The sequence below is a fragment of the Methylobacterium sp. Leaf118 genome, assembly GCF_920984675.1.
In the GTDB taxonomy this organism is placed as follows: Bacteria; Pseudomonadota; Alphaproteobacteria; order Rhizobiales; family Beijerinckiaceae; genus Methylobacterium.
Genome location: NZ_CAKLBV010000009.1, coordinates 1 through 23,738 on the forward strand (window position 1 = coordinate 1; position 23,738 = coordinate 23,738).

A 23,738-nucleotide genomic window follows, 5' to 3' on the forward strand; every position below is an offset into this window, starting at 1 on the left:
CTCGAACCCTACTCGAAGACCGGCGATGACCACCTCAGCGGTGGGCTGCTCCTACACCACCCCCTGGGACACGACCCCTTCGGCGGATCGGCCGGCGGCTGCCCTGCGCGTTTTGCACTCTGCCGTTTGCTCATCGTCCGCGCCTCTCCGGCTTTCTAGCCACAGTCGCGACAAAAGCCGCTATATTTAATCCTAATTGGTGTAGTTCATCTCTTAATATCCGAACAAGCTCGGCTACAGTGGATAGACAATATAAATTTAAATAAAATGCATATTGATGAAAAATAACAAGTCATAATTCAGTTTTTTTAATTACATCGAGATTTTGAGAAGCGCGTCGTAAGGTTTGCGCGATTTGAGCAATCTTAACTTATTTTTTACAACCAGAGCAAAAATGCGGGCCAAGGGACTCGCTCTATCGCACGGCGTTTTGCTGCGGGTGCGCGGGATCAGAACGCCGAACGCAGCTTGAAGATGGGGGACGGTCGTGGGAGCAGGGGCCGGAAACAGTGCGCCGACATTCAGCGGCAATGGCACAGGCAAGATCCTCACGTCTGTCGGTGCCGACGGGTTGTATTCCTACGGCAACGCCGTGGCGCTCCAAGGGGACGGCAAGATCGTCGTCTCGGGCTCCGTCAGCGGCGATTTTGGGAGTACCAGCGAACTCGCCGTGGTCCGCTACAACGCTGACGGCTCTCTCGACACCAGTTTCGGCAGCGGTGGAAAGGTCCGCGTCTCAGTCGGTGAACCCGGAACCTCCGCGGGCGCCAACGCTGTAACGATCCAAGCAGACGGCAAGATCGTTGTCTCCGGTAGCGGAAACGGCGTCTTCATGAGCGGCAGCGACTTCGCCGTGGTGCGTTTCAATGTCGACGGAACCCTCGACACGGGCTTCGGTGTCGGCGGCAAGGTCCTGACCGACTTCAACCCCTACGATTCCGATGCCGCCTTTGACGTCGTGGTACAGATCGACGGCAAGATCGTCGTCTCTGGCTACAGCAACCTCGAAAGCGGCGGCAGCGCATTCGCGATGGCGCGCTACAACGTGAACGGCACGCTCGATACGAGTTTTGGCTCCGGCGGCAAGATCGTCACCGCAGTCGCCTTCGACCCGCCGTACGACCTCGGCTACAGCCTGGCGCTTCAGACGGACGGGAAGATCGTCGTCTCCGGCTACAGCTACGACTTCTCTGGGGGCGGCCAGGACTTTGCCCTGATCCGCTACAACATCGACGGGAGCCTGGACACGAATTTCGGCGCGGGGGGCAAGGTTGTCACCCCGGTTGGCGCCGGCACAGCGAGCGATACCGGCCGAGCCGTGACGATCCAGGCGGACGGTAAGATCCTCGTCGCAGGCTTGGCCGGCGGGGATTTCGGGCTCGTGCGCTACAATGTCGACGGGAGCCTGGACACGAGCTTCGGCACCAACGGAAAGGTTCTGACCCCCGTCGGAACCGGGTTCGATGTCGCCTATGACGTCGTGGCTCTGGCGGATGGCACGATCCTCGTCTCGGGCTATGCCGTGTCCGGTCCCGACAGCGAGGGCGACTTCGCGGTGGTCCGCTACAAGTCCGACGGCGCCCTCGACACCGCGTTCGGTTCGAACGGCCGGGTTCTCACCCCGGTCGGTCCCGGTACGTCGAGCGACAACAGCTACGGCATGGTGGTCCAGGCGGACGGCAAGATCGTCGTTTCGGGCTACAGCGCGATCGGCGGGGGGAGCGACATCCAGTTCGCGGTGGTGCGCTACAACGCCAACGGCACGCTCGATACCAGTTTCGGCGGCAGCAACTCGCTGGGCGGAACGGTCGGTTACACCGAGAAGGGCACCGCCGTCGTACTGGATGCCGACGTCGATCTCTCCGACCCCGTTCTGGACGTACTCAACGGTGGTCTCGGCGACTATGCGGGTGCCAGCCTGACCCTCGCCCGGCTCGGTGGCGCCCATGCGCAGGATGTCTTCGCCTTCGCGGCCTCGTCGGCCTTCAGCGTGGTTGGCAATGAGCTGTGGGACGCCAACGGCGACGCCTTCGCCACGGTCGATCAGGCCGACGGCGAGATCACCCTCAACTTCATCGGCACCAACATCGCGACATCCGCGCTCTTCGACGCAGTCGCACGGGCGATCACTTACGCCAATAGTTCAGACCAGCCACCAGCCTCGGTCTCCCTCGGCTGGTCCTACCTCAGCGGAGCGGCCGGAGGGGATGGGACCGCCTCCGGCACGAGCACGGTGACGATCACCGCCGTCAACGACGCGCCCACCGCCACGCCCTCCGTGAGCAACCGGCAACAGCGCTCGCTCGGAGGAGAGAGCAACTTCCTGTTCTCGGACCCAAACGGCGACACGCTCACGCTCGCCCGCATCGCGCATGACGGCGCCGAGACGATGGTGGCCTCGTCCGGTACGACCGATATCGCGGGCAGCTACGGCACGCTGACGGTGCAGGCCAACGGCCGCTTCCGCTACGCCGCCGATCAGGAAGGCGCGCTCGCGGTTGGCGAGACCCAGACCGACACCTTTACCTTCACGATGCGGGATCCCGGCGGGCTCGAGGCGAGCGCGACCTACAAGATCAACGTCACGGGTTCGGCAACGGGCAATGCCGGTAACAACATTTTCAAGATCACCGATTCCGGCCGTGCCGTTGATGGCGGGGGTGGGACGGACACGGTCTCCTTCGACAGGTTCGGCACGAGTGTACGTCTCACCCTCGATGGTGCGAACGACGGCACCATCATCGTGGATGGCGCGGCGCTCGGCACCGTGCGCAATGTCGAGAACGTCGTCGGCAGCGCCTATGCCGACGTTCTCGCTGGCGATGGGGCCGCCAACAGGCTGTCCGGCGGCATGGGCAACGACCTTCTCGTCGGTGGCGCCGGCAACGACCGTTTGGAGGGCGACGAGGGTGACGATGTGCTCGAGGGTGGCGAGGGCGCCGACTCGCTCGAAGGCGGATCGGGCACCAACACTGCCAGCTACGCCAGTGCCGCGACTGGGGTGACCGCCGATCTCGGAGCCATCGTCGCCGGGACGGGCGACGCGGCCGGCGACGGGTTCAGCGACATCCAGAACCTGACCGGATCGGCCTTCGACGACATCCTCATCGGCAATGCGGATGCCAACCGGCTCACCGGTAACGGCGGCGCAGACACCCTGATCGGGAGAGCCGGTAACGATACTTACTTCGTCGACGAGAGCGGCGATCAGGTGATCGAGGCGATCGGCGGCGGGCGGGACACCGTTGCCACGACAGTGAGCTACGCCCTCGCCGCCGGCCAGGAGATCGAGGAATTGTGCGTCGCCTGGAGCGCGGGGGACCAAGCGATCAACCTGACCGGAAACGAATTCGCGCAGATCCTCAGGGGCAATGGTGGTGTCAACGTGCTCGATGGCGGGGCAGGTACCGATACGCTCGATGGTGGAGCCGGCGCTGACATCCTGATCGGGGGCACCGGCAGCGACACCTACATCGTCGACAATGCCGGCGATCAGGTGATCGAGGCGGTGGGCGCAGGCTGGGACGCCGTTGCGGCGAGCGTGAGCTACACCCTCACCGCCCGCCAGGAGATCGAGGAACTGCGGGTTCTGCTGTCGGCCGGCGACCAGCCCATCAACCTCACGGGGAACACCTTCGCGCAAACGGTGATCGGCAACAACGGCGCCAACGTCCTCGACGGGGGCTGGGGCAAGGATGTGCTGACCGGCCGGGGCGGCGCGGATACGTTCCTCTTCAACAGCGCGCTGGGCACCAACAACGTCGACCGCATCACCGACTTCGCCTCCGAGGACACGATCGGTCTGTCGAGGAGCATTTTCAAGGCGCTGGCGACGGGCGAGCTCGACCCGGGGCGGTTCAAGAACATCACCACCGGCACGGCGGATGCGGATGACCGCATCCTCTACAAGCAATCGACCGGCGAGCTGTTCTACGACGCCGACGGTCTGGGCAGCCGTGTGAAGGTGAAGTTCGCCGTGCTCGACCACAAGCCCGCGCTCACGTCCGACGACTTTTTCATCGTGTGAGACCAAGAGGCCGAGGCGGTCACGACGATTGCCTCGGTCTATAGAAAGCCCCCGCCCGCGTGATCCTTGAAGGCGTTCGCACGCCTGATGTACCCCACCACCGTCCGCGGATCGCGGTGTCCCGACACGTCCATGATGCGAGCCATATCGGCGCCGCGCTCGGCGGCCGTGGTGATGAAGCCGGCGCGCAGGGAGTGCGCCCCGAACAGCGCCGGATCGAGGCCAGCCGCCTCGGCGTATCGTTTGATGATATCGGCCACGGCCTGGGTCGTGAGGCGGGGGTAAGTGTCGCCAACCTGGCGGCATTTCCGCACCCGCCCCGACCGCGACACTGGCCGAAACAGCGGCCCTTCGGCGATCCCCGCCGCATCGAGCCATTCCCGCAGCAGCGCGACCGGCCGGATGAACCGCCCGTGCGGAATCGCCTTCTCAATGCCCTGCCCTTCCTGGTCGGTCTTGCTCCTGCGGATCGTGATGCGCAGCCCGTCGGGATGCTCGGCGATGTCCGCCATGTCGAGGGCCACGAGCTCGGAGCGCCGGAACGCGCCCGCGAAGCCGAGCGCCAAAATCGCCCGATCCCGCTTGCCGGTCATCGTGTCCGGGATCCGCATCAGCATGGCCGCCACGATCTCGGCCGTTGCTGCGGCCTTCCGGTTCGGAGCCACGCCCACCCGCCGCCGGATGCCCTTGAGGGTTGCCCTGACGGCCTCGTCGCTGGTTGGATCGTCTGCCCTGGCGAGCTTGTGCGCGTAGGAGATTGCAGCGCACCGCCGGCCGATGGTCGAAGCCGAGCGCCCGGCCACCGCCTCCGCGACGAGGAAGGCTGCCACGGCCTCAGGGCTCGCCGGCAGGGACCGGAAGCCGTAGCCCCGGCACCACGCCTCAAAAGTCCGCGCGTCGGACGTGTAGGCCCGCACGGTCGCGTCCGCCTTTCTGGCGCGCTGGTGAGCCTGGACGATCGCTGCGGCCTCGGCAGGAAGACCGGTGGGCTCTCCGATCAACGTTGGCGCAAACTTTTCGCCTACGTCCGAGGAGTCGCCAGCTTGGCGACACGGGACCGGCAGGTTCTCCTCCGATCCGGGGGTAGCCTTTGCCGATGCATCTGCCTCGATGCGCTGGACCTGTACCGCCCTCATGGCCTCACCTTCGGCTTGAGGCGTTGAATGGTGCTGTGGCTGACGTTGAACGTCCGAGCCACGTCCACGAGGGTTTCGCCGTCATCAAGGCGGGCCAAAGCCTCCCGCCGCTGTGCCGGGTTGAGTTTGGGCGGACGGCCCTCGCGCAACTCACCACGGGCCGTCTTGCGGGCTTTGCCCTCGGCCGTGCGGGTGAGGATCATCTCGCGCTCGACCTCGGCCATCCCGCCCATAACGGCGAGCATCATTCGGCCTTGGGCGGAGCCGGTGTCGGCCTATTCCTGTGCGATCGAGCGGAAGCAAGCCCCGGCGTCGTTGATGCGCTTCACGATAGAGAACAGATCGAAGATCGAGCGGGCGAGGCGATCCAACTTTGTGACGACCACCACGTCGCCAGGCTGCAGGCCCTTGAGCATCCGGGCGAGCTCCTTGCGGTCGGACTTCGCCCCGCTAACCTTCTCTTGGAAGATCGTTCGGCAGCCGGCTGCGCGCAGCTGATCGAGCTGCACGTCGAGGGTCTGCCCGATTGTCGAGGCGCGGGCGTAGCCGATCAGGCGAGAGGGCGTGTTTTGGGACGCAGTTTCGTTCATGAGTTATGCACATGCTAACCCATTGGCGGAGCGGGATCGAGCAAAATGTGCAAAAATCTTGATTTTCGACTGATGCGTTATAGCTGTTTGAGAGCATCCGCGGCTTCACAGCTCAAAAGTTGATTTTTCAATGGGTTTCCGCGCACATCTGAGTTGGTATATAAAATATTTAATCTGCACATAGAATAATATTTTATTTGTGCCTAATCATAAACAGATAATATGCTTTGATAGATGAATATTTAAAATCTTAACATAGTAATATAAAAAACTAATTTCAATAATTTGCATATTTACTGTGTACGGCGCCACATCAAAGGCGAAACGGACTTGTAGCGCTTAAATGCTGCCGCAAACTGGCTCGGATCGGAGTACCCGACAAGAGTCGCGATAGATGCTACTGGGATGCGCGAGTCCAGGAGCAGTTCAGCTGCACGGTCGAGACGACGGCGAGTAATGAAGGCGTAGGGAGGCAAGCCCGTCGTAATCTGAAAACACCGGCTGAAGTGATAGGGGCTCAACCCGGCGATGCGGGCAAGATCCGCCACACGCAGATCCGTGCTCAGATCGGCCTCGATGAAGGCGATCACGTCTGAGATCTGCCGTGTCGAGAGCCCGCGGGCCTCAATGCGCACGCGAGGCCTCGAAGGCTGACCAAGCTGGTGAATCACGATGGCCAAAGCGTGATCGAAGAAGGCCGTCGCGAAACCGTGGAGGCCGCAATGGTCCCACATCGCCGTGAGTGTCGCGGTCAGCAGCGCGTCGTCGTGATAGGTCGAGGCCAGAGCCTCCATGTCCAGCCCGCCCGCCGGAAGCTCTGTGACCAGCCGCGTCAGGCGCCGCTGGGAAATCTCGAGAGCGATGAGGCGCATGGCGGGTATGAAGCCCTCGCCGCCGTCGAAGGGGGCGCCCAGACCCACACGACCGGGCACAAAGAGTCCATCGAGCATCTGGGTGCGGCTCTTGCGGAGCAGACGCCCCCCTCCGCTCACACACAAATGGATCCGGAGCCCGTCGGTGCTGTCGTACTCGCCCTCGCAGGCATCGTAATCCTCTCGACACATGATCGTGTCGAAGTCCCTATCCGCGCGGACGATCTCGTCCTTTGCATCAATGATCGGACGCGGTGGTTCGGCGCTCATCGATCCGGCGTCGCCTCGGTCCTGAAGGGACCGGCTGGTGATTTCAGGTCGTATCCAGCGTCAGTCGACACGCCAGGGCAGAATGTCAAATTTATAATCATTCGAATTCGACTGTGTATTCCGGCAACGACATGTGATTTTCGTCGCACTTGATCGGGGGATAGCACAATAGGCGTATTTTTCGCACGGATTCAATACCGCTCCTCTCGGACCGCTGTCTATGGAGATGGTCGGGCCAGCAAGCCATCGTCGCTGGCCCGAGGCGTGAGGCGGCAATGCGGGATCATTTCGGGGCGCAGTGGCATTCGTCGTTGCGGACGGCCGTGCTCGGGACGCTGGTCTCGGGTGCCGTCGGGCATGCGGCCATTGCGCAGGAAACCGTCACGCTCGATCTGCTGGAGGTCGAGGGTCTCGGGAACGGCCGCAAGCCGACCGGAGTCGTCGGCCCACCCCCGCCACCCTATGCCGGCGGCCTTGTCGGCAGCGGGACACGCGTGGGCGTTCTCGGCAATGGCAGCGTCTTCGATACGCCCTTCAGCGCTACGGGCTACACCGACACGCTGATCCGCGACCAGCAATCCCAGAGTTTGCTCGACGTCGTGACGAACGACCCCTCAGTCCGCGCGATCTCATCGGCGACTGGTGCGGCAGGTGAACAGCTTTTTATCCGCGGCTTCCCTGTCTATGCCGCCGACATCGCCTTCGACGGCCTTTACGGCATCGTCGATAACCGCCGGCCGGCCATCTACAATGTCGAGCGCGTCGAGGTGCTGAAGGGGGCAAGTGCTCTCGTCAACGGCATCGCCCCCATCGGCGGCATCGGCGGCAGCATCAACCTGATCCCGAAGCGGGCCTACGATGAGCCGCTGACTCGAATCACGCCGTTCTTCATCTCACAGAGCCAGTTAGGCACGGCGGTGGACGTGGGACGGCGCTATGGGACAGCCAAGGAATGGGGCGTGCGGGTCAATGGCGTCTACCGCGCTGGCGGATCGCCCATCGACCGCGAGCGACTAGAGGTCGGCTTTGCCTCGGTCGGCGCCGATTACCGGGGCGAGCAGGTGCGCGTCTCGGTGGATCTTGGCTACCAAAGCAACGATTACCGGCAGAACCGATCGTTCCTTACCGTCGCGCCGGGCATCCGGATCCCGAGGGCCCCAGACCTGACCCTCAATCAGAACCAACCCTACGAGTTTCAGCGGACGCAGACCAAGTTCGGCGCGGTGCGGGCCGAGTACGACGTCAACGCGGACACCACAATCTACGCCGCGTTCGGCGCCCGCTCGACCCGAGAAAGCGCGCTGGCCGATTTCCAGACCCTTACCACGTCGAGCGGCGATATCGCGGGGTTGTTCGCGCGGCAGCAATATGTCGGGGAGGTCCGTACCGCCGAGACCGGCGTGCGGACGCGGTTCATAACGGGACCGGTCGCCCATCGCGCCACACTCTCGGCCACCGGCTACTGGGGCACGACGAACTACCCCAAGGCCGTCCAGTTCCTGCCCGGCGGTACCTCGAACATCTACGATCCCTCACCGATTGCGGCGCCACCCTATGCCGACATCAACATTGGCAACGCCCGCGGCTCGCTCACCCTCAACCGCAGCATCGCCCTAACCGATACCCTGTCGTCCCTGGACGAGCGCGTGCTGCTCACGGTCGGCGGGCGTTTCCAGCAGATCGGGGCCAAAGGCTACGACTCGACACCGGGGAGCCCCACCTTCGGCGAGGCGACATCGAGCTACGACAAGGTGGCGTGGACCCCTGCGGTCGGCCTTATCGTCAAGCCGCTGGAACACCTCTCCGTCTACGGAAACTACATTGAAGGTCTGCTCTCGACCGGCGCTGCGCCCATCACGGCGAGCAACGCGAACCAAGCGCTGCCCCCGACCATCGCCGACCAGAAGGAAGTCGGCGTGAAATACGATTTCGGCGTGGTCGGCGTGAGCGCCGCCCTGTTCGAAATCAACCAGCCCAACGCCTTTCAGGACCCGACGACGCGAAACTTCGCGCTCAACGGCCTGCAGCGCAATCGAGGGATCGAATTGAGCCTGTTCGGTGAAATGGCGCCGGGCCTGCGCCTGATCGGCGGGGTCGCGTTCACGGACGGGCGTCTAGTGCGCACTGAGGGTGGGATCTTCGACGGCAAGGTCGCGCCGGGCGTTCCGGCAACCACAGCCAACCTCTACGGCGAGTACGACCTGCCGCCCTGGCTCGCGCTGGGGCTGACGTTGACCGGGCGTCTCATCCACACCTCGTCCCAGTTCTACGATCAGGGCAACCTGCAGCGCATTCCGGACTGGACCCGGTTCGACGCAGGCTTGCGCCACACGTTCCTTGGCTCGTGGGGCAAGCCGGTGACGTTGCGTGCCACGGTGGAGAACGTCTTCGGGACCAATTACTGGGCCTCGACCGGCAACGGTTTCCTCACTTTCGGAAACCCGAGGACCTACCTCGTCTCGGCCCAAATGGATTTCTAGGGATGGCGGGAAGAACGAGTGCGGCAGCGACCGACGCCAACCTGCCACGTCTGCGCGCCTTCAGGCTCTGGTCGGCCGTCCATACTTGGACGAGCCTGATCTGCACGGCCTTCCTGTTGCTGCTGTGCCTGACCGGCCTGCCGCTGATTTTCCACCACGAACTTAACCACGCGCTCGGTTACGAGGTTGAGCCGCCGACAATGCCGGCGGGCACGCCGCACGTCTCCCTCGACCGTATCGCCGCGGCAGCGCTGGAGCGTCGTCCCGGCGAGGTCATCCAGTTCGTCAGCTTCGGTCGTGACGAGCCGGATGTCGCGGTCGTAAGCGTAAGTAAGAGTATTAATTCAGACTTTGAAAGCAACAAACATATTGCTGTTGATCTGCGCACAGGGACCGTGCTGGGCGAGCCCAAGCTGAACGAGGGGCCGATCTACTTTCTCCTGAAATTACACGTTGATATGTTCCTGGGTCTGCCGGGCAAATTGTTCCTGGGCGCCATGGGCCTGCTGTTCATGGCCGCCATCGTTTCTGGCGCCGTGCTCTACGGACCGTTCATGAAGAAGCTCCCCTACGGAACCGTCCGTCGGTCGCGCCCGCGCCGCATTCGATGGCTCGATTGGCACAACCTAATCGGCGTCACGACGCTGACCTGGGCGCTCGTCGTCGGGGCGACGGGCACCATCAACGCGTTGGACGATCTGATCCTCAAAGCTTGGCAGGCGGGTCAGCTCGCAGAGATGACGGCGCCCTATCAGGGGGCGCCACGCCCGAGCGTCCTCTCCTCTCTGGAGGCGGCGGTCTCCACCGCGAAGGCCGCTGCACCCGGGATGACGCCTCGGATCATCGCCTACCCAGGCACGATGTTCACGAGCAACAACCACTACGCCGTGTTCATGGCCGGCGACACGCCGCTGACCGCGCGCTTGCTCAAGCCCGCCTTGATCGACGCGGCGACGGGGCGCCTGACGGATCTGCGCGCCATGCCCTGGTACGTCCAGACGGTGTTCGTCGCGCAGCCGCTTCATTTCGGCGATTACGGCGGCCTGCCGCTCAAGGTGATCTGGGCCATGCTCGACGTTGCCACGATCGTCGTTCTCGGCGGTGGGCTGTATCTGTGGATGGCACGGCGGCGGAAGGGCGGAATGCGCGCGAGTGGTAGGAACGAAGCCAGGGCCGCGCGCGCGTTCTTCGGTGCGACGGAATGACGGAGCTTCCGACAACCCGCGCAGGCCGGCTCTCCGTTTGGGTAGCACCTGTCATCCCCGGTGTCCTGATCAGCACAGGATTGGTCGTAGCACTCGTTGGCGATGGTCTATGGGACGTGCTCGCCTGGACCCTGCTGGCATGCACGTTGGGGTACGCCTGCATTGCCACTTCTACGCGCTGCTCTTGAGTTCTGACAGGCGCAACGTTGGTCCCTTGCATCTGCTTCATACCGTGTATCAGCGCACCAGCACACGCGCAGCGTTCCGCGCGCTCGTGACCGCCCCGGAAACCTCCGCCACGGCACCAGCCATGGCGCAGATGTTCCCGTTCATCCCACACACCAGCCCGGCCGTCTCCTGCATGCTGGAAGCCAATTCTCGGGAAGCCGCACTCTGCTCTTCCACCGAGGCGGCGACACCGATCACGGTTTCCTGCATCGTGGCCATCACGGCCTGCATCTCGGCCAGGACCGTGACGACTCCCTGCGCGTCGCTCTGAATGCCCGTCATCTCGGTATGAATGCGGTCGGTGGCCCGGGCCGCTTGGCCCGCCAAGGCCTTGACCTCACTGGCGACGACCGCAAATCCCCGCCCGGCAGCGCCAGCCCGGGCCGCCTCGATGGCCGCGTTCAAGGCCAACAGGTTGATCTGCGCGGCAACCGATCGAATCAAATCCGCGATCCCCCCCATGGCATCAAGGCTGTCGGCAAGCTTGCGGATCTGTTGGTCGGCCGTGGCCAAGCGCCCCACCGACTGTTCCGTCGCCTGGGCGGCCTTGGACATATGCAAAGCCACCTCCGCGATGGATGTCGACATCTGTTCCGAAGCCACGGCCATGGCTTGCATGGTCTGATCACCGGCGGCCGCAGCCGTCCGAGCCTTGTCCGCCTCGTCGCTGGATCGACCGACCGCCACATCGATCTCGCTGAAGTTCCGATCGACCAGATGCTTGAGATCGCTCAACAATGCGATTTGCGGCGTGATGTCGGTGGCATATTTGACGATCTGGTATGGGCGTCCTGCTGGATCGAAAATCGGATTGTAGGAAGCTTCGATCCAGATCTCCCGCCCACCCTTGGCGATGCGCCTGAATTGTCCGGCCTGAAATTCCCCGGCTCGCAGGCGTTCCCAGAAAAGGGCGTAGTCAACGCTGGCGGCCGTCGCAGGCTCGACGAATTGCCGGTGATGCCGACCCTGGATCTCAGACAGACTGTAGCCCGTTGCGCGCAGAAAATTCTCGTTCGCGTCAAGGACAATGCCTTGCAGATCGAAGGCAATCACCGCCTGGGATTTATTGATGGCGTTCAACCGGCCCATGGACTGGGCTTCTTGGGTCTTTTGCGCCGTGATGTCGGTCGCAAACTTGATGATCTTGTAGGGCTTGCCGGATCGGTCGAGCACGGGGTTGTACGAGCCATCGATCCAGATTTCGCGGCCGCCTTTCGCGATGCGTCTGAACTGCGCCTTGTGGAACGCCCCGGAACGCAGCGTGTGCCAAAAATGTCGGTACTCCTCTGATACCCGATAGGTATCATCAACGAACATTCCATGATGACGATCGGCAATTTCCGGCCAAGTGTACCCGACTGCACTCAAGAAATTGGCATTTGCCGACAGGATTTTTCCAGTCAGATCGAACTCGATGACAGCCTGCGTCCGATCCAGTGCGATCTGTTTAGCTTTGATGTCATGGTAACCAGAACGAGGCAGCATGGGTGTTCACCACTAACTGGAGTAATGACGTGTTTTTAGAACTTGGCATCCGATTTGAACGCTCGCGGGACCCTGCAGCAGAGAAAAATCTATGCCTCAACAACAAGAGAGACATTCAGGACGGGCGCATCGCCGATCGTCGAGCAGCGAACCTGGCGCCGGCGTCTAGAGTGTTCTTCGAAGCGCGGCGCCGGGCCACCATGATCAGCCCCGCTCATCGTCGCCTGAATATCTGCGCTCAAGACTCTGGCAACATTCCATGACGCCAGGAATGCGATTTCCTCGCCCCCCGTGTCTCGCAGCTGCACAGCCAATGTATCCCCGCCGTCGATAAGGCTAATTTTGAGGACTTCGCTGATCGCAAACACATAAACATTGTCTGTTGTGGACATGGCTACCTCGGATTTCGGGCTTCTTCGATATGCTGATTTGATCTGGATTGCAGGTTGGCGAAGGGTGGATCGCCGGATGACGTCACTGAACCAAAACAGCCTGTTCACAGCGCGAGCCTTCCGGCATGACGGTCGCACTGCCGACCCGTATTCCCAAGGCCCGCAAGGTCGCATCGAGCACGAGATCGAGCGGAGCGGCAGCCGCACTCAACGTCGCCGCCAGGAGTGGGCGCAAGGTCGTCAAAGGAACGAGGCTGGTCCCGTTCAGCTCAAGGTCGGTATGGCTGAGCAAGCTTGCGATGGAAGAGCCGACCATATCAGTGCTTACGACCGTGCGCGGAGTGAACCGAGTGATGTCCGTCTCGGTGAAGGCGAAGGTCTGTGTTCTCGTGCTGCCGACTCTCAGGTTCGCTTTCGCGCGGACCGAAAGCGGCGGCAGCTGAAGCGTCAGCAGATCAGCCGCTTGGCTGAGCCCTGCCGGAGCGCCGACGGCCCGTAGGTCTCCTGCCATGACGTTGGCGAGGTCGAGGCTGAACAGGCCGGGCTGCACGTCGAGTTCCATCGCGCGCTGCCGGCTTGCCCCTGCCGAGCAGGAAACCGAGCGCAAGGACGCCTGGGCGGAGCCGACCTCGGCGTAAATCGGCAATGACAGACTGCCGAGGTTCAGCGGTGCTCTGACCTGCGCCTCGAGCAGCACGCGGGTCTGTGCGCCGCGCAATGTTGCCCGGGGGCTGCCCGCTGCAACCCAGCCGGAGCTTTGACGGCGCTGGCCGGCCCGCACCGATACGCGGACATTGGCAAGCCCCGAAATCGCGGCTCCGAGATCGGCGGAGACGATGTGGTCGCCATTGGCCACAGAGGCCAAAGCCGAGACCATCGCCATCAATTCGACCGCCGGACCCGTGCTGCCCCGGGACAGCGTCAGCGCGGCGGCATCGCCGAGATCGATCAAGGGTCCGATCGGGAAACGGCGCGCGTCGCCAAGCGTTGCACTGGCCAGTCGCCTGAGCGCATCACTCGCGGTCCCCGCCGGTGCCGTCGAGGCGAGCGCCGACAGAACTTGGCTGGTGCGAGCCGAGCTGGCCACGAGATCGTTGTAGGTAGCGGCCTGCAGATCGAGCTTCGTCCCGAGCGCGTCAAGGACACGAAAAGCATCGACATGGGTCGAAAGGAGCGCGTCGTAATCCAAGACGCTGAGGGAAAGGTTCGTACCGAGCATGGAGCCGAGAAGCGCGTTGGCGATGCCGGCGTGGAGGGAGGCAACGCCCGATCCGAGGCTGAACGCACCGAACCGCGTCGTGGCGGCGGTGCTGCTGACCCCGACGTCATAGGTGGAGGACCAGCCGATGGCCCGCGCGAAGATGGTCGGATACGACGTCTTCAGGGTGACCTGCACTGCGTTGGGAGATGGTCCTCCACTGAGGAAACGTCCCGCCGGTGAATCGGCGTTCGGGCGCGTGTAGGCACCGAGTTGCACCGAGATCGCACCTGCGACACTGTAGCGATTGTCGGCGAGAACTTGACGAGCGGCTGCCTCAGCCTGCTTCAAGTCGCTGGCAGCGCTGAGTGCAGCGAGATCGACCGCCCCCTGCGCCTTGCGCTTCGCGTGGTAGAGCATCCCCAAATCGAGCCCGATTGCGGCCACGCCAAGCATCGTTGAGAAGCTGAGCGCGGCCATCACGATGACCGAGCCGCGTTGATCAGAGGCGAAACGCATCACATGCCTCCCGGCCGCACGTCGTAGGAACTGGTGAGGGTTGAGGGCGCGATCGCCGAGAAGCCAGGAACCTTCGACAGGCCGAGTGAACGCGCATCAAAGCTCAAGGCCACCCGGTAGGTCGTCTGTCCTGCGCCAGTAGAGCCGATCTGCAGCTTGATCGCCTGGGGTTTGACCAGAGAGCCGGTCGCGAGGGCGGTGTTGATGCTCTGTTGGGCGAGCAGGGATCGCTCGCTATCGTTCGACCCGGCCAGCGATGCGCGCGCAGCCTCCGCGGTCGTATGTTGGAGTATGTGATAAGCGCCGATGTAGATGCCACCTGTGATGACATTGAGCATCAGCAGCAGAAACAGCGGCGCCAGAAATACGAACTCGACAGTGATCGAGCCTTCATCATTGGCTGCTGATCGTTTGATACAGCCTCCAAATCTGTTCAGCGCGATATGGGCATAGACCAAAATTGCCATTGTCGTGAGCCATCAGCTCGATTCTAGGTTGTTCAACCCTGAGATTAATTTGCTAACAAACCATAAGCGTCAAAATGCAGCGCAGAAGCACACGCTTTGGTTGGCCGTAAGAATCACACAATGCGAACGCGAGAAAACCGATGATCTTCAGCCACTTGCATCATTTTGACATCACGGGCTCGTGATAAAGTAGCCCTGAATTAATAGAAAATAAATTTTGTAAACGCTGGAACTAAAACGAAAATCGCTCGCAGATTGAAACTGCTGGCCCATCATAAGGAGAGCAGATACCTGAGCGATTGAAAAATGATCGTTTTCTGTACAAGGGGTCGTAAGAATGCCCCGCCTCCTTTACGGGGGACGGGGCTGAACCGTCGATGTGAGGGGCGCTCGAAGCTTCTGCTTCGTGCTTGTGAGCGGAAACTCAGCAAGCCGGGACACGGCGTGAGCCGATGCGGTTGCCGTCCTCGTCGAAGATCGGGCTGTTGCGGAAGCCACAGCCGCCGTAGGTGCTCTCGTGGCCACCGCGCACGGGGCGGAAGCCGCTCGAGCGGTAGTCGGGGCGCTCGTCGTAGTGACCGTAGAAACGATCGTCCTGCTCCTGCCGAGCACGGACGCTGCCAACGGCGATGGCACCGATCGCGGTCCCGAGGATGCCGATGGCAACGGCTTTGCCAAGGCTGCCGGCCTGAGCCTGGGAGGTGGGAGCAAGAGTGGCAGCCGAGAGGGTGTGAGCGGCGACGGCGGCGGTGAGGGTCTTCTTGAGCGCGGCACGATCTCCTGTCGGGGTGAGAGGCGGTGCTGGTTCGAGCGCCCCGCCGTCCGGTTGACCGGCCCGCTCTCTCGCTGGCCGATGACCAAGACGTACCCCCGCCACCGACGGAGACTTGTGAGGCGGGTCACACAGGGCGGTGATGCGCCAAAGAAGGTTCAGTTCTGATCGGCCCCTCTGACGCGGATTCCGTAAGGCCCCTATGCGAACGGCTCTGTGCATGTGGAGGCAGTTTGCGTTGCCCCACGGTGCAGAACTCTCGATTTTTGCACGATGGGGCAACTGAGTGAGACATCGCCGCACCCCGCTCTAAGTTCCTTGATGACCGGTTCGGCGCGCAGGCAGCATTCCTTGGTTGGACGGTACCACAGCTTTTCGGCGTCCACCCCCAGCACGGCACCATGCGAACAGACTGGTGTGGGGCCCTGATGCTGGGTGTTTGATCCCGCGGTGTGGTGATACGGTCGAGCACTATGTTGCGAGGGAAGCGCGATGGGCCAAATTCTCCATGGAAGCGCCACCACGACGGAGGCAGTCCGTCGCGATCCAGCTACGTGAAGAGAGCGTAAGGACGCTGGCCCGGCGCTACGGCGTCAGTCCGACGACGGTGCAGAAGTGGCGCGAACGGGCGACGACGGCGGATGCCCGGATGGGACCCAAAGAGCCGCGCTCCACCGTGCTCACGGTCGAGGAGGAGGCGATCATCGTCGCTTTCCGACGGCACACGCTGCTCCCGCTCGACGACTGCCTCTATGGTCTGCAACCGACGATCCCGCACCTGACCCGGTCCTCGCTGCATCGCTGTCTGGAACGGCACGGCATCAGCCGACTGCCCGAGAGCGAAGGCGACAAATCCAAGAAGCAGCGCTTTGCGAGTTACGCCATTGGCTACGTCCACATCGACATCGCCGAGGTCAGCACCGCTGAGGGCAAGCTCAGGCTGTTTGTGGCCATCGACCGAACCAGCAAATTCGTCTTCGTGCGGCTGGTCGAGAGCGCCGGCAAGATGGAAGCCGCTCAGTTCCTCCGCGACTTCATTGAAGCGGTGCCTTACCGCATCCACACTGTGCTCACGGACAACGGCATTCAGTTCACGTCACGCCAGCGAGGTGTCTACGACAGTCAGCACATCTTCGATCGTGTCTGCGACGAGCATGACATCGAACGCCGTCTGACCAAGGTGAACCACCCTTGGACCAACGGGCAAGTCGAACGAATGAACCGTACGATTAAGGGCGCGACGGTCAAACGCTACCACTACGACAGCCATGCTCAGCTGCGAACGCATCTGCATCTGTTCATCGATGCCTACAACCATGCCCGCAGGCTCAAGACGCTGCGCGGCTTGACGCCCACCGAGTTCATCCTGAACGCCTGAACGAAAGAGCCCGATCGCTTCAGGCTCGATCCGTCACACCTCATCCCGGGACCGTACACCTAGCTAAAATGGAAGTAAAATTCATCAAAGATGGCCGATCGACAATAAGAGTACGGGCAACACAGGGTCTACGTAGATCCAAATAGCCATAGAAGTCTGAAACACGATTGCCGCTAAGGCCAAAGGCCTGAGACGTCCCCGAGGCCAGAATTTCAGACCTAAAAAGCCAACTGTCGCGAAGACGACCAGAGGCAATGAGTCGCGCCCGATGATAAATAACTTTGACCAAGCGAAATCTGATGTTGAGTAGTTCATAAATGCTACAGAGAGAAATGACAATAATAGCGCATTCCCTATGAGATAAACTGTCGAAAGAAGGCCTACAACCCAAGCGACGACTGTCATCCATGCCATGCTGGATGCCCCATCGACTCGCTGGCAAGCCCATGATTCGGCCCTAAAATCAGTCATCAGAGCGTCCCAGTTGTATGACCAAGCAATCATCGATCGCGTGTGCGCAGCCCGATAATATTAAGCAAATACGTGACAAAACCCGATGGCCGAGTGTCCGAACACACTTGTCGCAACGCCAACCGTTGCAGCGGCTCGGCCGTTTTTCGCCAGCAACTTGGTGATAAGCAGATCTGTCGAAAACTAACAAAAATTGGCATCTGCCCCTGACCCAAAACTTAAAGGCGACCGTTCCGTGTTCGCCGACTGTGCACTATCACCCACCTGTCGCGGCTTATTCGATATCTGATTCAATGGCCCAATGATGAGATTGCGTCTCAATTTGAAACAAGACTGCCGATCAAATTCTGTCGTTGGCCCATGGCTGACTTACCTTGGAAATTGTTCAGCAATCCTGTGCGCGGCGACATCAGGCATTGAACATTCTCCCTTAGACACATCGCTCACGACAATAGCCTGAACCAGCCTGTCGTCTTTCAGATGAAAGACATTCTTAAAAACCGGATGGTAAAGATTTTTTGCTATTCGTTGGCTTGCAACTTGTAGTACAGATGTGCGGATAAAATTCACTTCTTCATTTACGAGAAACCCAGCGTTCTTGAGTTTAGTATGAGTCATGCCTGCCGGCCAACCCTCAGGTCCATCACATTTTGGATCTGCAGAAACTGGTAAGGCAGACAGCAGAAAGATACTCAGGACGGCGAGAAGGATACATTGGAGCATATTTTGACCACTTGAAGATCTGGCGGAGGTATCGCCAGCGCTTTGCGCCGGCGAGAATCGCGTCTGTCGCCTTGGCCGACAAGTTGATACGACAGATCTGTATCGCGTTCTAAGAACGATTACCATTCGGTGAAGCTATGTTGACGAAAGGGAGGTCAGTCCAAACCCACCGAGATCGTTCAGCATCAAGCTCGGCTCCATCAGTCGTTGACGCCAAATTCGGTCAATTTCCATCCGACGCTATCTTTGCCAAATATGTAGATGATTTCGCCGCAAAAGGCGTCATAAGTGACTCTATTCTGGCGAGGTTCTTTGACGGGCTTCTGCTTAACAAGACACGTCCGCTGCGCCGGCTTGAAAGCACCTTTCCAAATCAAAGGAAAATCAGCTACTTGCCTTAGATCGTTGTAAAACACCGGATATTTGATCATCTCCGATACGGCCTTCTCGTCGCTTTTGAGGACTGCAGCTTTAAATTTCGACCAGAATGCTGCGAAACCGTCATCGCTCCCCGCCGCCGGCGCTGATCCCGCTGACGTGAGCAAACCAGCCACAAGCAGCCCTCTGCCGATCGCCGATCCCATCGAATTCATGTTTGCCTCTCCATGCACCGGCTGAGCCTCCATCAAGCGAGGGGACCAGCGCTGTGTCCTGGATGGGACGACAATATTTCGAGACGATGGTGTCGTACGTTTCAGCCGTGTTTCATGGTGTTGGCCCGTACGTTCTAGCTTAATAGAAGTGTCAGTATGCAGACCTCCCGAGAGTCTGAGAAGGGTCGAAAGCTGTCCCATCTGCTGGCACGAACACCCAACCGCAGCCATTGACGGCTGTTGCCCTTTGGCACACGAGCCTGCTACAAATCCCCTGACAGACTGAGAGCTAACCGTCTAAACTGACAGCGGCTTTTCATTGGCTGACCCGGACGCGGAGGTGAACCCGCTTGGCCTGAAGGGCTTGGGCGAGCTCGGCATCATCCGCGTGAACGCGGCGATCGCAAACGTGACATTCCACGCGACGGGCAAGCGGACCAGGCGGCTTCCGATCCGAAACGAAGCGTTCGTGTAGAGGCGTCGAAAAGCGAGCGGCTCAAACGCTGTGGCGAGCGAGTCCCTCGCGGTTCGGGCCGGGTGGCGGGACGCAACGCGCGGCGAGAAGCCGGGTGAGGGTTGTTCCGCTCGCGCCGAAGCTACTTCGGATCATCAGCCTTGCAGGTCACAAGGGGCGATGCAAAGGCGAATGCCACCGCTTCATTGAGCGCTTCCGGAAGCACGTTCATATGGGTGCGGCCAGGAATCAGCCGGAAGGTGCTTACGACGCCGGGATGGTGGCTGAGACGTTCCGCCATGTCGCGGGCTCGATCGACGATCCCGGTGGCCCGCAGATGAGCGAGGCGCTGTTCGCGGTCGGGGAAGTCCCGCTGGAATGGCGCCAACTCGGCCTCGTAGGCGGCAGCGAGCAACAGCACGCGGGCGCAGGCGCGCGGTCCCTTCTCGAAGGCGTCGATGCTGCTGAGCAGGGAGCCATCCTCCCAGTAGATGCTCGGACTGGCAGCGATCCAGCTCGAGAACGCCCCCGGCGCATTGGCGAGGGCGTAAAGGACGAACAAGCCGCCGAAGGAGTGTCCGAACAGGGCTTGCCGTGATCGGTCGATCGGGCAGCGCCGCTCGATCTCGCCCCTGAGCTCCGTCGTCACGAACTCGAGGAAGGCCGCAGCTCCACCGGTCTGAAGCTCTGGACCGCCCGGCTTGTACGGCGGGTAGGTCCGACCGGGCGGCGGGGTGTAATCCCGCGAGCGACCCACGCCATCATAGGCGTCGTCCGTCGGGTATCCGATCGCGACGATAGCGAACCGTGAGCCGATGCCGCTGCCGCTCGGATAGGCCGCCTGCACCCGCTCGATGTCGATGGCTGTCCCGATCAGCGCGTTACCGTCGAGGAGGGTGAGGACGGGCCATCCGGTGGCCGGCGCCTCACCGGGCGGAACGTAGAGCGTGACGCGCCGGAGTGGGCGTTCGTCTCCGCCGAGATCGAACTGCACCGCGCGGGAGAGCACGGCGGGCCCGTCGGCGCTCGCCGTTCGGGCCGGCGTGCCGAGCAGAAGGCCCGCCCCGGCAGAGAGCTGCAGCACGGCGCGTCGGGAGAGAGGCATCATCGGGCTGCGCCATAGGGCATGACAGGCCTCATGCGTCGATGAAGCATGAGGCACGCGTCCATGACAAGCCGACACGCCGCCAGCTCGCGATCGGCGACTGCAGGTTGTTCCGAAATACAGACACCGTGCTCCATGCCTCCGTAGGTTCTTTCGTAGAGAGCAACGAGAAATGTTTCTCGTGATCGAGTTTATAACAATTCAAAACTAGAAGCCTCTGTTGCGGATCGGCTTGTCTTTTCTCGCAATAACCTGCAAGTCCGCTTAAGGCCAAGCTCGTAAACCCCAGTCTGTTCCATGATCCTGTCCCGCAAGCGCCTCGCTGGCCTCCTTCTCACCTCCACGGCTCTGGCCGCGCCGGCCGCGTCCGCCTGGGCTCAGGCTACCGCTGAGCTGAGCGAGATATCGGTCGAAGGCACCCGCAGTGGCGCTGGCCTCGGTGGATCTGGAAACAACGTCGCGGTCTCTCAGGACAGCGCCGCCACGAGCGGCGGCGGTGGCGGCCCGAGTGGGGTCATTGGCTACACGGTCCGCGTCAGCCCCACGGCGACGAAGACCAATACGCCGCTGCTCGAGACGCCCCAATCGGTGACGGTGCTCACCCGCGAGCAGCTCAACGACCGCAACGTCCAGACCCTGAACGATGCCATCGGCTACGTGGCCGGCGTCTCGTCGAATGTCTTTGGCTTCGATCCGCGCTTCGACTCGTTCTACGTCCGAGGCTTCAGCCTGACCTACGACGGAATCTTCCGGGACGGCCTGCGCCAGATCGGAGCGGGCCTCACGGTCCCGCGGATCGAGCCTTACGGTATCGAATCCGCCACGATCCTGCGCGGGCCAGCCGCCGGGCTCTACGGCCTCGGCTCGCCCGGCGGCATCCTCGACGTGACGACGAAGCGTCCGGTCTTCACCCCCTTCGGCGAGGTGCAGATGCAGGTCGGCAACTTCAACCGCTACCAGGGCAATTTCGACATCGGCGGTCCGGTCGAGGGCACGGACGGCACGCTGGCCTACCGCATCACCGGTATCCAGCGGCAATCCGACACCTTCCTGCCCGGGGGCTCCGACGACCGGAGCTACATCGCGCCGTCCGTCACCTGGAAGCCGTCGGCCGATACGACCTTCACCTTCCTGAGCGAGTACCAGGAAACCAAGTTGCCGGGCAGTACGACGTTCTTCAATCAGAACTTCCGGCCGACGTGACTCTACTCAAGCGACCCTGCCTTCAACGACTTCAGGCAAAAGCAAGGGCGAGTCGGCTACGCGTTCGAGCACCGCTTCGATGGGGATCTGTTCTTCCGACAGAACTTCCGCTTCTACGATCTCGACACCGATTACCGCTACACCACGATCACCGGCCTCAATCCCGACGGCCTCAGCGCGAGCCGAGCGACGGGCTTCTCGCGCCAGCACCTCAGCCAGATCACGCTCGACAATCAGATCGAGGCGCATGTCACCACGGGACCGGTCCAGCACACGCTGCTGGCGGGCCTCGACTACGCGCATTACGACTTCAACTACCGCTTCGGTTTCGGTGTCGCGCCCGATCTGAACCTCGTCACCCGCAACTATGGCCAGCAACCAATCGTCGCCCCGCCACTCGGCCCGCGCACCGTCCAGAGCCAGGATCAGGTCGGCGTCTATCTGCAGGAGCAGGCCAAATTCGACCGCTTCGTCCTGACGATGACGGGGCGCTACGACTGGGTCTTCCAGAACACCATCGCGACCACTGGCGTCGCAACGCAGCAGAACGACCAGGCCTTCACGGGGCGCGTCGGTCTCAATTACCTCCTGGCACCCGGACTGGTGCCCTATGCCAGCTACGCCACCACCTTCTCACCGCAGCCGGGCGCGGACGCCTCCGGGCGTGCGTTCCGGCCATCGACGGGCGATCAGATCGAAGCGGGCGTCAAGTACCTGATCCCGGGCACGAATATCCAGGCGGGGTTCGCCGGCTTCGACATCGTGCAGAGCAGCGTTCTGCGCACGGACCCGAACAACGTCGCCTTCCAGATTGCGACGGGCGCCGTCCAATCGCGCGGCTTCGAGATGGAGGCCATCGCCAACTTCGCCCCCGGCACCAACCTGACCCTCGCCTACACCCATCTCGATCTGCGCTATCTCAGCCAGACTTCGTTCGCGGGGCAGCCGCTGGACGGTCGTTTCCTGTCCGGCATCCCAGGAGACACCTTCACCGGCTTCCTGACCTATCTGTTTCCGCCGAGCTCCCCCTTGCGCGGTCTGACATTGGGTGGTGGCATCCGATACAGCGCCAACAGCTACGCCAATGACGACAACACCGTCCGCAATCCGAACGTGACCTTGTTCGATGCGCTTGTCGCCTACGATTTCGCCGCCATCGATCCAAAATACAGAGGCTTCCGCGCACAGGTGAACGCCAACAACGTGTTCGATCGGGATTACTTTACGTGCCAAGCGGGCTTCTGCTACCGCGGAGCCCCAGCAACCGTCATCGGCAGCCTGATCTATCGGTGGTGACGGGCGATGGTAAGGGAGACCGGTGGCAGCACCTCTTCCGCCACCGCCTCCACATAGGCGATGGGGCATCATTTGAATGGACCGAAGTCGTCTCCTGCGGGTGCGCGGCAGGACGCGGATGCGAGCGAGACTCTGCAACGAATTCGTGACAGTGGCGGTTAGCTACCAAGCTCAAGCGTAGGCGCTGGGGTTCGAGGAGCGTTGCCCATGTCCGTTACAACCATCCTGCTGATCCTGCTCATTCTCCTCGCCTTCGGCGGTGGCGGTTTCCTCGGCGGCGGCGCCTATCGTGGTCCGGGTTTCGGATTGGGCGGCCTCCTGCTCATCATTCTCATCGTGCTGCTGGCAACGGGCAGGCTCTGAACGGGCCGCCTTCGGCCCATGCCGTCGCCCCCTCCTGTTCAGTTTCACCGAGCCGGATGCCCGGGCGATTTTCAGATGCCTCAACGGTGGGACGCAAGCCCCACCGTCTAAAACGACGTTCGAGCAATGGCGTCGCCAGAGGCCGAGTAGCGCCTCGTTTGTTCGGGATCTTGCTGCCCTCCGGCAGGAGGGAGGCGCCCGGAGGCGCCTCTCGACCGTCTGTCAGTAACCACCCCGGAAGCCGCCACCGTAACCGTAGCCGCCGCGATCATAGCCATAGCCGCCACGGCGTCCGTAACCGTCATCGTAGCCGACTGGACGATCGTAGCGATGGCCGTATTGGCTTCCATAGGCCCCGGCAGCAAGACCGCCGGCGGCAAGTCCGGCAATGCCGAGACCGATTGCAGCGCCGCGAATGATCCGGCCGTGCATCCGCAGCGGGAGCGGCAAGGGTAGCAACGCCGAGAGCAGCGATGGTCGCAAATGCGATCTTCCGCATTAAAAATCTCCA

At 61.9% G+C, this 23,738-nt stretch carries 14 protein-coding genes and 4 pseudogenes; 6 read left to right on the plus strand and 12 right to left on the minus strand.

Translation table 11 applies throughout. The annotated features are described in order from the left end of the window. Positions 1-571: 571 nt before the first annotated feature. The gene (locus LW587_RS05885) at positions 572-4,027 is read left to right on the plus strand and encodes a beta strand repeat-containing protein (RefSeq protein ID WP_232628664.1); all 3,456 of its coding nucleotides are present in this window, start codon (positions 572-574) and stop codon (positions 4,025-4,027) included. A 38-nt stretch (positions 4,028-4,065) separates the two neighbouring features. On the opposite strand, the gene LW587_RS05890 is transcribed toward LW587_RS05885, so the two are convergent. The 4 genes and pseudogenes from LW587_RS05890 to LW587_RS05905 all read right to left on the minus strand — a co-directional run bounded on the left by LW587_RS05890 (position 4,066) and on the right by LW587_RS05905 (position 6,895). Then, a complete protein-coding gene (locus tag LW587_RS05890) occupies positions 4,066-5,163 on the minus strand; it encodes a site-specific integrase (RefSeq protein ID WP_232628665.1) in 1,098 nt (365 codons plus the stop codon). After that, complete coding sequence (locus LW587_RS05895) at positions 5,160-5,312, minus strand: helix-turn-helix domain-containing protein (protein WP_269780300.1); 153 nt, start codon at positions 5,310-5,312, stop codon at positions 5,160-5,162. Before LW587_RS05895 ends, LW587_RS05890 begins: the two co-directional genes overlap by 4 nt. Before the next feature lie 12 nt (positions 5,313-5,324). After that, positions 5,325-5,753, minus strand: a pseudogene (locus LW587_RS05900) (recombinase family protein); the annotation flags it as partial. Between the two features lie 293 nt (positions 5,754-6,046). Further along, positions 6,047-6,895 carry a helix-turn-helix domain-containing protein gene (locus tag LW587_RS05905; protein WP_232628666.1) on the minus strand — a complete coding sequence of 283 codons (849 nt, stop codon included), beginning with the start codon at positions 6,893-6,895 and terminating at the stop codon, positions 6,047-6,049. A 275-nt stretch (positions 6,896-7,170) separates the two neighbouring features. On the opposite strand from LW587_RS05905, the gene LW587_RS05910 reads away from it, so the two are divergent. Further along, entirely contained in the window at positions 7,171-9,375 is a 2,205-nt protein-coding gene (locus LW587_RS05910; protein WP_232628667.1) for a TonB-dependent receptor, read from the plus strand. A 2-nt stretch (positions 9,376-9,377) separates the two neighbouring features. Next, positions 9,378-10,580, plus strand: coding sequence for a PepSY-associated TM helix domain-containing protein (locus tag LW587_RS05915; RefSeq protein ID WP_232628668.1), 1,203 nt, complete (start codon positions 9,378-9,380; stop codon positions 10,578-10,580). A gap of 237 nt (positions 10,581-10,817) precedes the next feature. Here the strand turns inward: LW587_RS05915 and LW587_RS05920 are convergent, their stop codons facing one another. From LW587_RS05920 to LW587_RS05940, 5 genes are all read right to left on the minus strand, one after another. Beyond that, a complete protein-coding gene (locus tag LW587_RS05920) occupies positions 10,818-12,293 on the minus strand; it encodes a methyl-accepting chemotaxis protein (protein WP_232628669.1) in 1,476 nt (491 codons plus the stop codon). Between the two features lie 89 nt (positions 12,294-12,382). Further along, entirely contained in the window at positions 12,383-12,685 is a 303-nt protein-coding gene (locus LW587_RS05925) for a hypothetical protein (protein ID WP_232628670.1), read from the minus strand. A gap of 82 nt (positions 12,686-12,767) precedes the next feature. Next, positions 12,768-14,402 carry a TadG family pilus assembly protein gene (locus LW587_RS05930; RefSeq protein ID WP_232628671.1) on the minus strand — a complete coding sequence of 545 codons (1,635 nt, stop codon included), beginning with the start codon at positions 14,400-14,402 and terminating at the stop codon, positions 12,768-12,770. Then, positions 14,402-14,869 carry a TadE/TadG family type IV pilus assembly protein gene (locus LW587_RS05935; protein WP_232628672.1) on the minus strand — a complete coding sequence of 156 codons (468 nt, stop codon included), beginning with the start codon at positions 14,867-14,869 and terminating at the stop codon, positions 14,402-14,404. Before LW587_RS05935 ends, LW587_RS05930 begins: the two co-directional genes overlap by 1 nt. 424 nt (positions 14,870-15,293) lie before the next feature. Further along, positions 15,294-15,746, minus strand: a complete 453-nt coding sequence (locus tag LW587_RS05940; RefSeq protein ID WP_232628673.1) for a hypothetical protein — start codon at positions 15,744-15,746, stop codon at positions 15,294-15,296. 387 nt (positions 15,747-16,133) lie between these two features. Between LW587_RS05940 and LW587_RS05945 the strand changes: the two are divergent. Then, a pseudogene (locus tag LW587_RS05945) lies at positions 16,134-17,082 on the plus strand (IS481 family transposase). Positions 17,083-18,413: 1,331 nt separating this feature from the next. On the opposite strand, the gene LW587_RS05950 reads toward LW587_RS05945, so the two are convergent. Further along, positions 18,414-18,806: a hypothetical protein gene (locus LW587_RS05950; protein ID WP_232628674.1), complete on the minus strand. Its 393-nt coding sequence runs from the start codon at positions 18,804-18,806 to the stop codon at positions 18,414-18,416. Between the two features lie 596 nt (positions 18,807-19,402). After that, positions 19,403-20,368, minus strand: a complete 966-nt coding sequence (locus LW587_RS05955; protein WP_232628675.1) for an alpha/beta hydrolase-fold protein — start codon at positions 20,366-20,368, stop codon at positions 19,403-19,405. A 294-nt stretch (positions 20,369-20,662) separates the two neighbouring features. On the opposite strand from LW587_RS05955, the pseudogene LW587_RS05960 reads away from it, so the two are divergent. Together LW587_RS05960 and LW587_RS05965 are read left to right on the plus strand one after the other, a co-directional pair. Beyond that, positions 20,663-22,864 (plus strand): annotated as a pseudogene (locus LW587_RS05960) (TonB-dependent siderophore receptor). Positions 22,865-23,071: 207 nt separating this feature from the next. Next, complete coding sequence (locus tag LW587_RS05965) at positions 23,072-23,227, plus strand: DUF3309 domain-containing protein (protein WP_232628676.1); 156 nt, start codon at positions 23,072-23,074, stop codon at positions 23,225-23,227. 222 nt (positions 23,228-23,449) lie between these two features. On the opposite strand, the pseudogene LW587_RS05970 reads toward LW587_RS05965, so the two are convergent. Further along, a pseudogene (locus tag LW587_RS05970) lies at positions 23,450-23,638 on the minus strand (hypothetical protein); the annotation flags it as partial. Positions 23,639-23,738 lie beyond the last annotated feature (100 nt).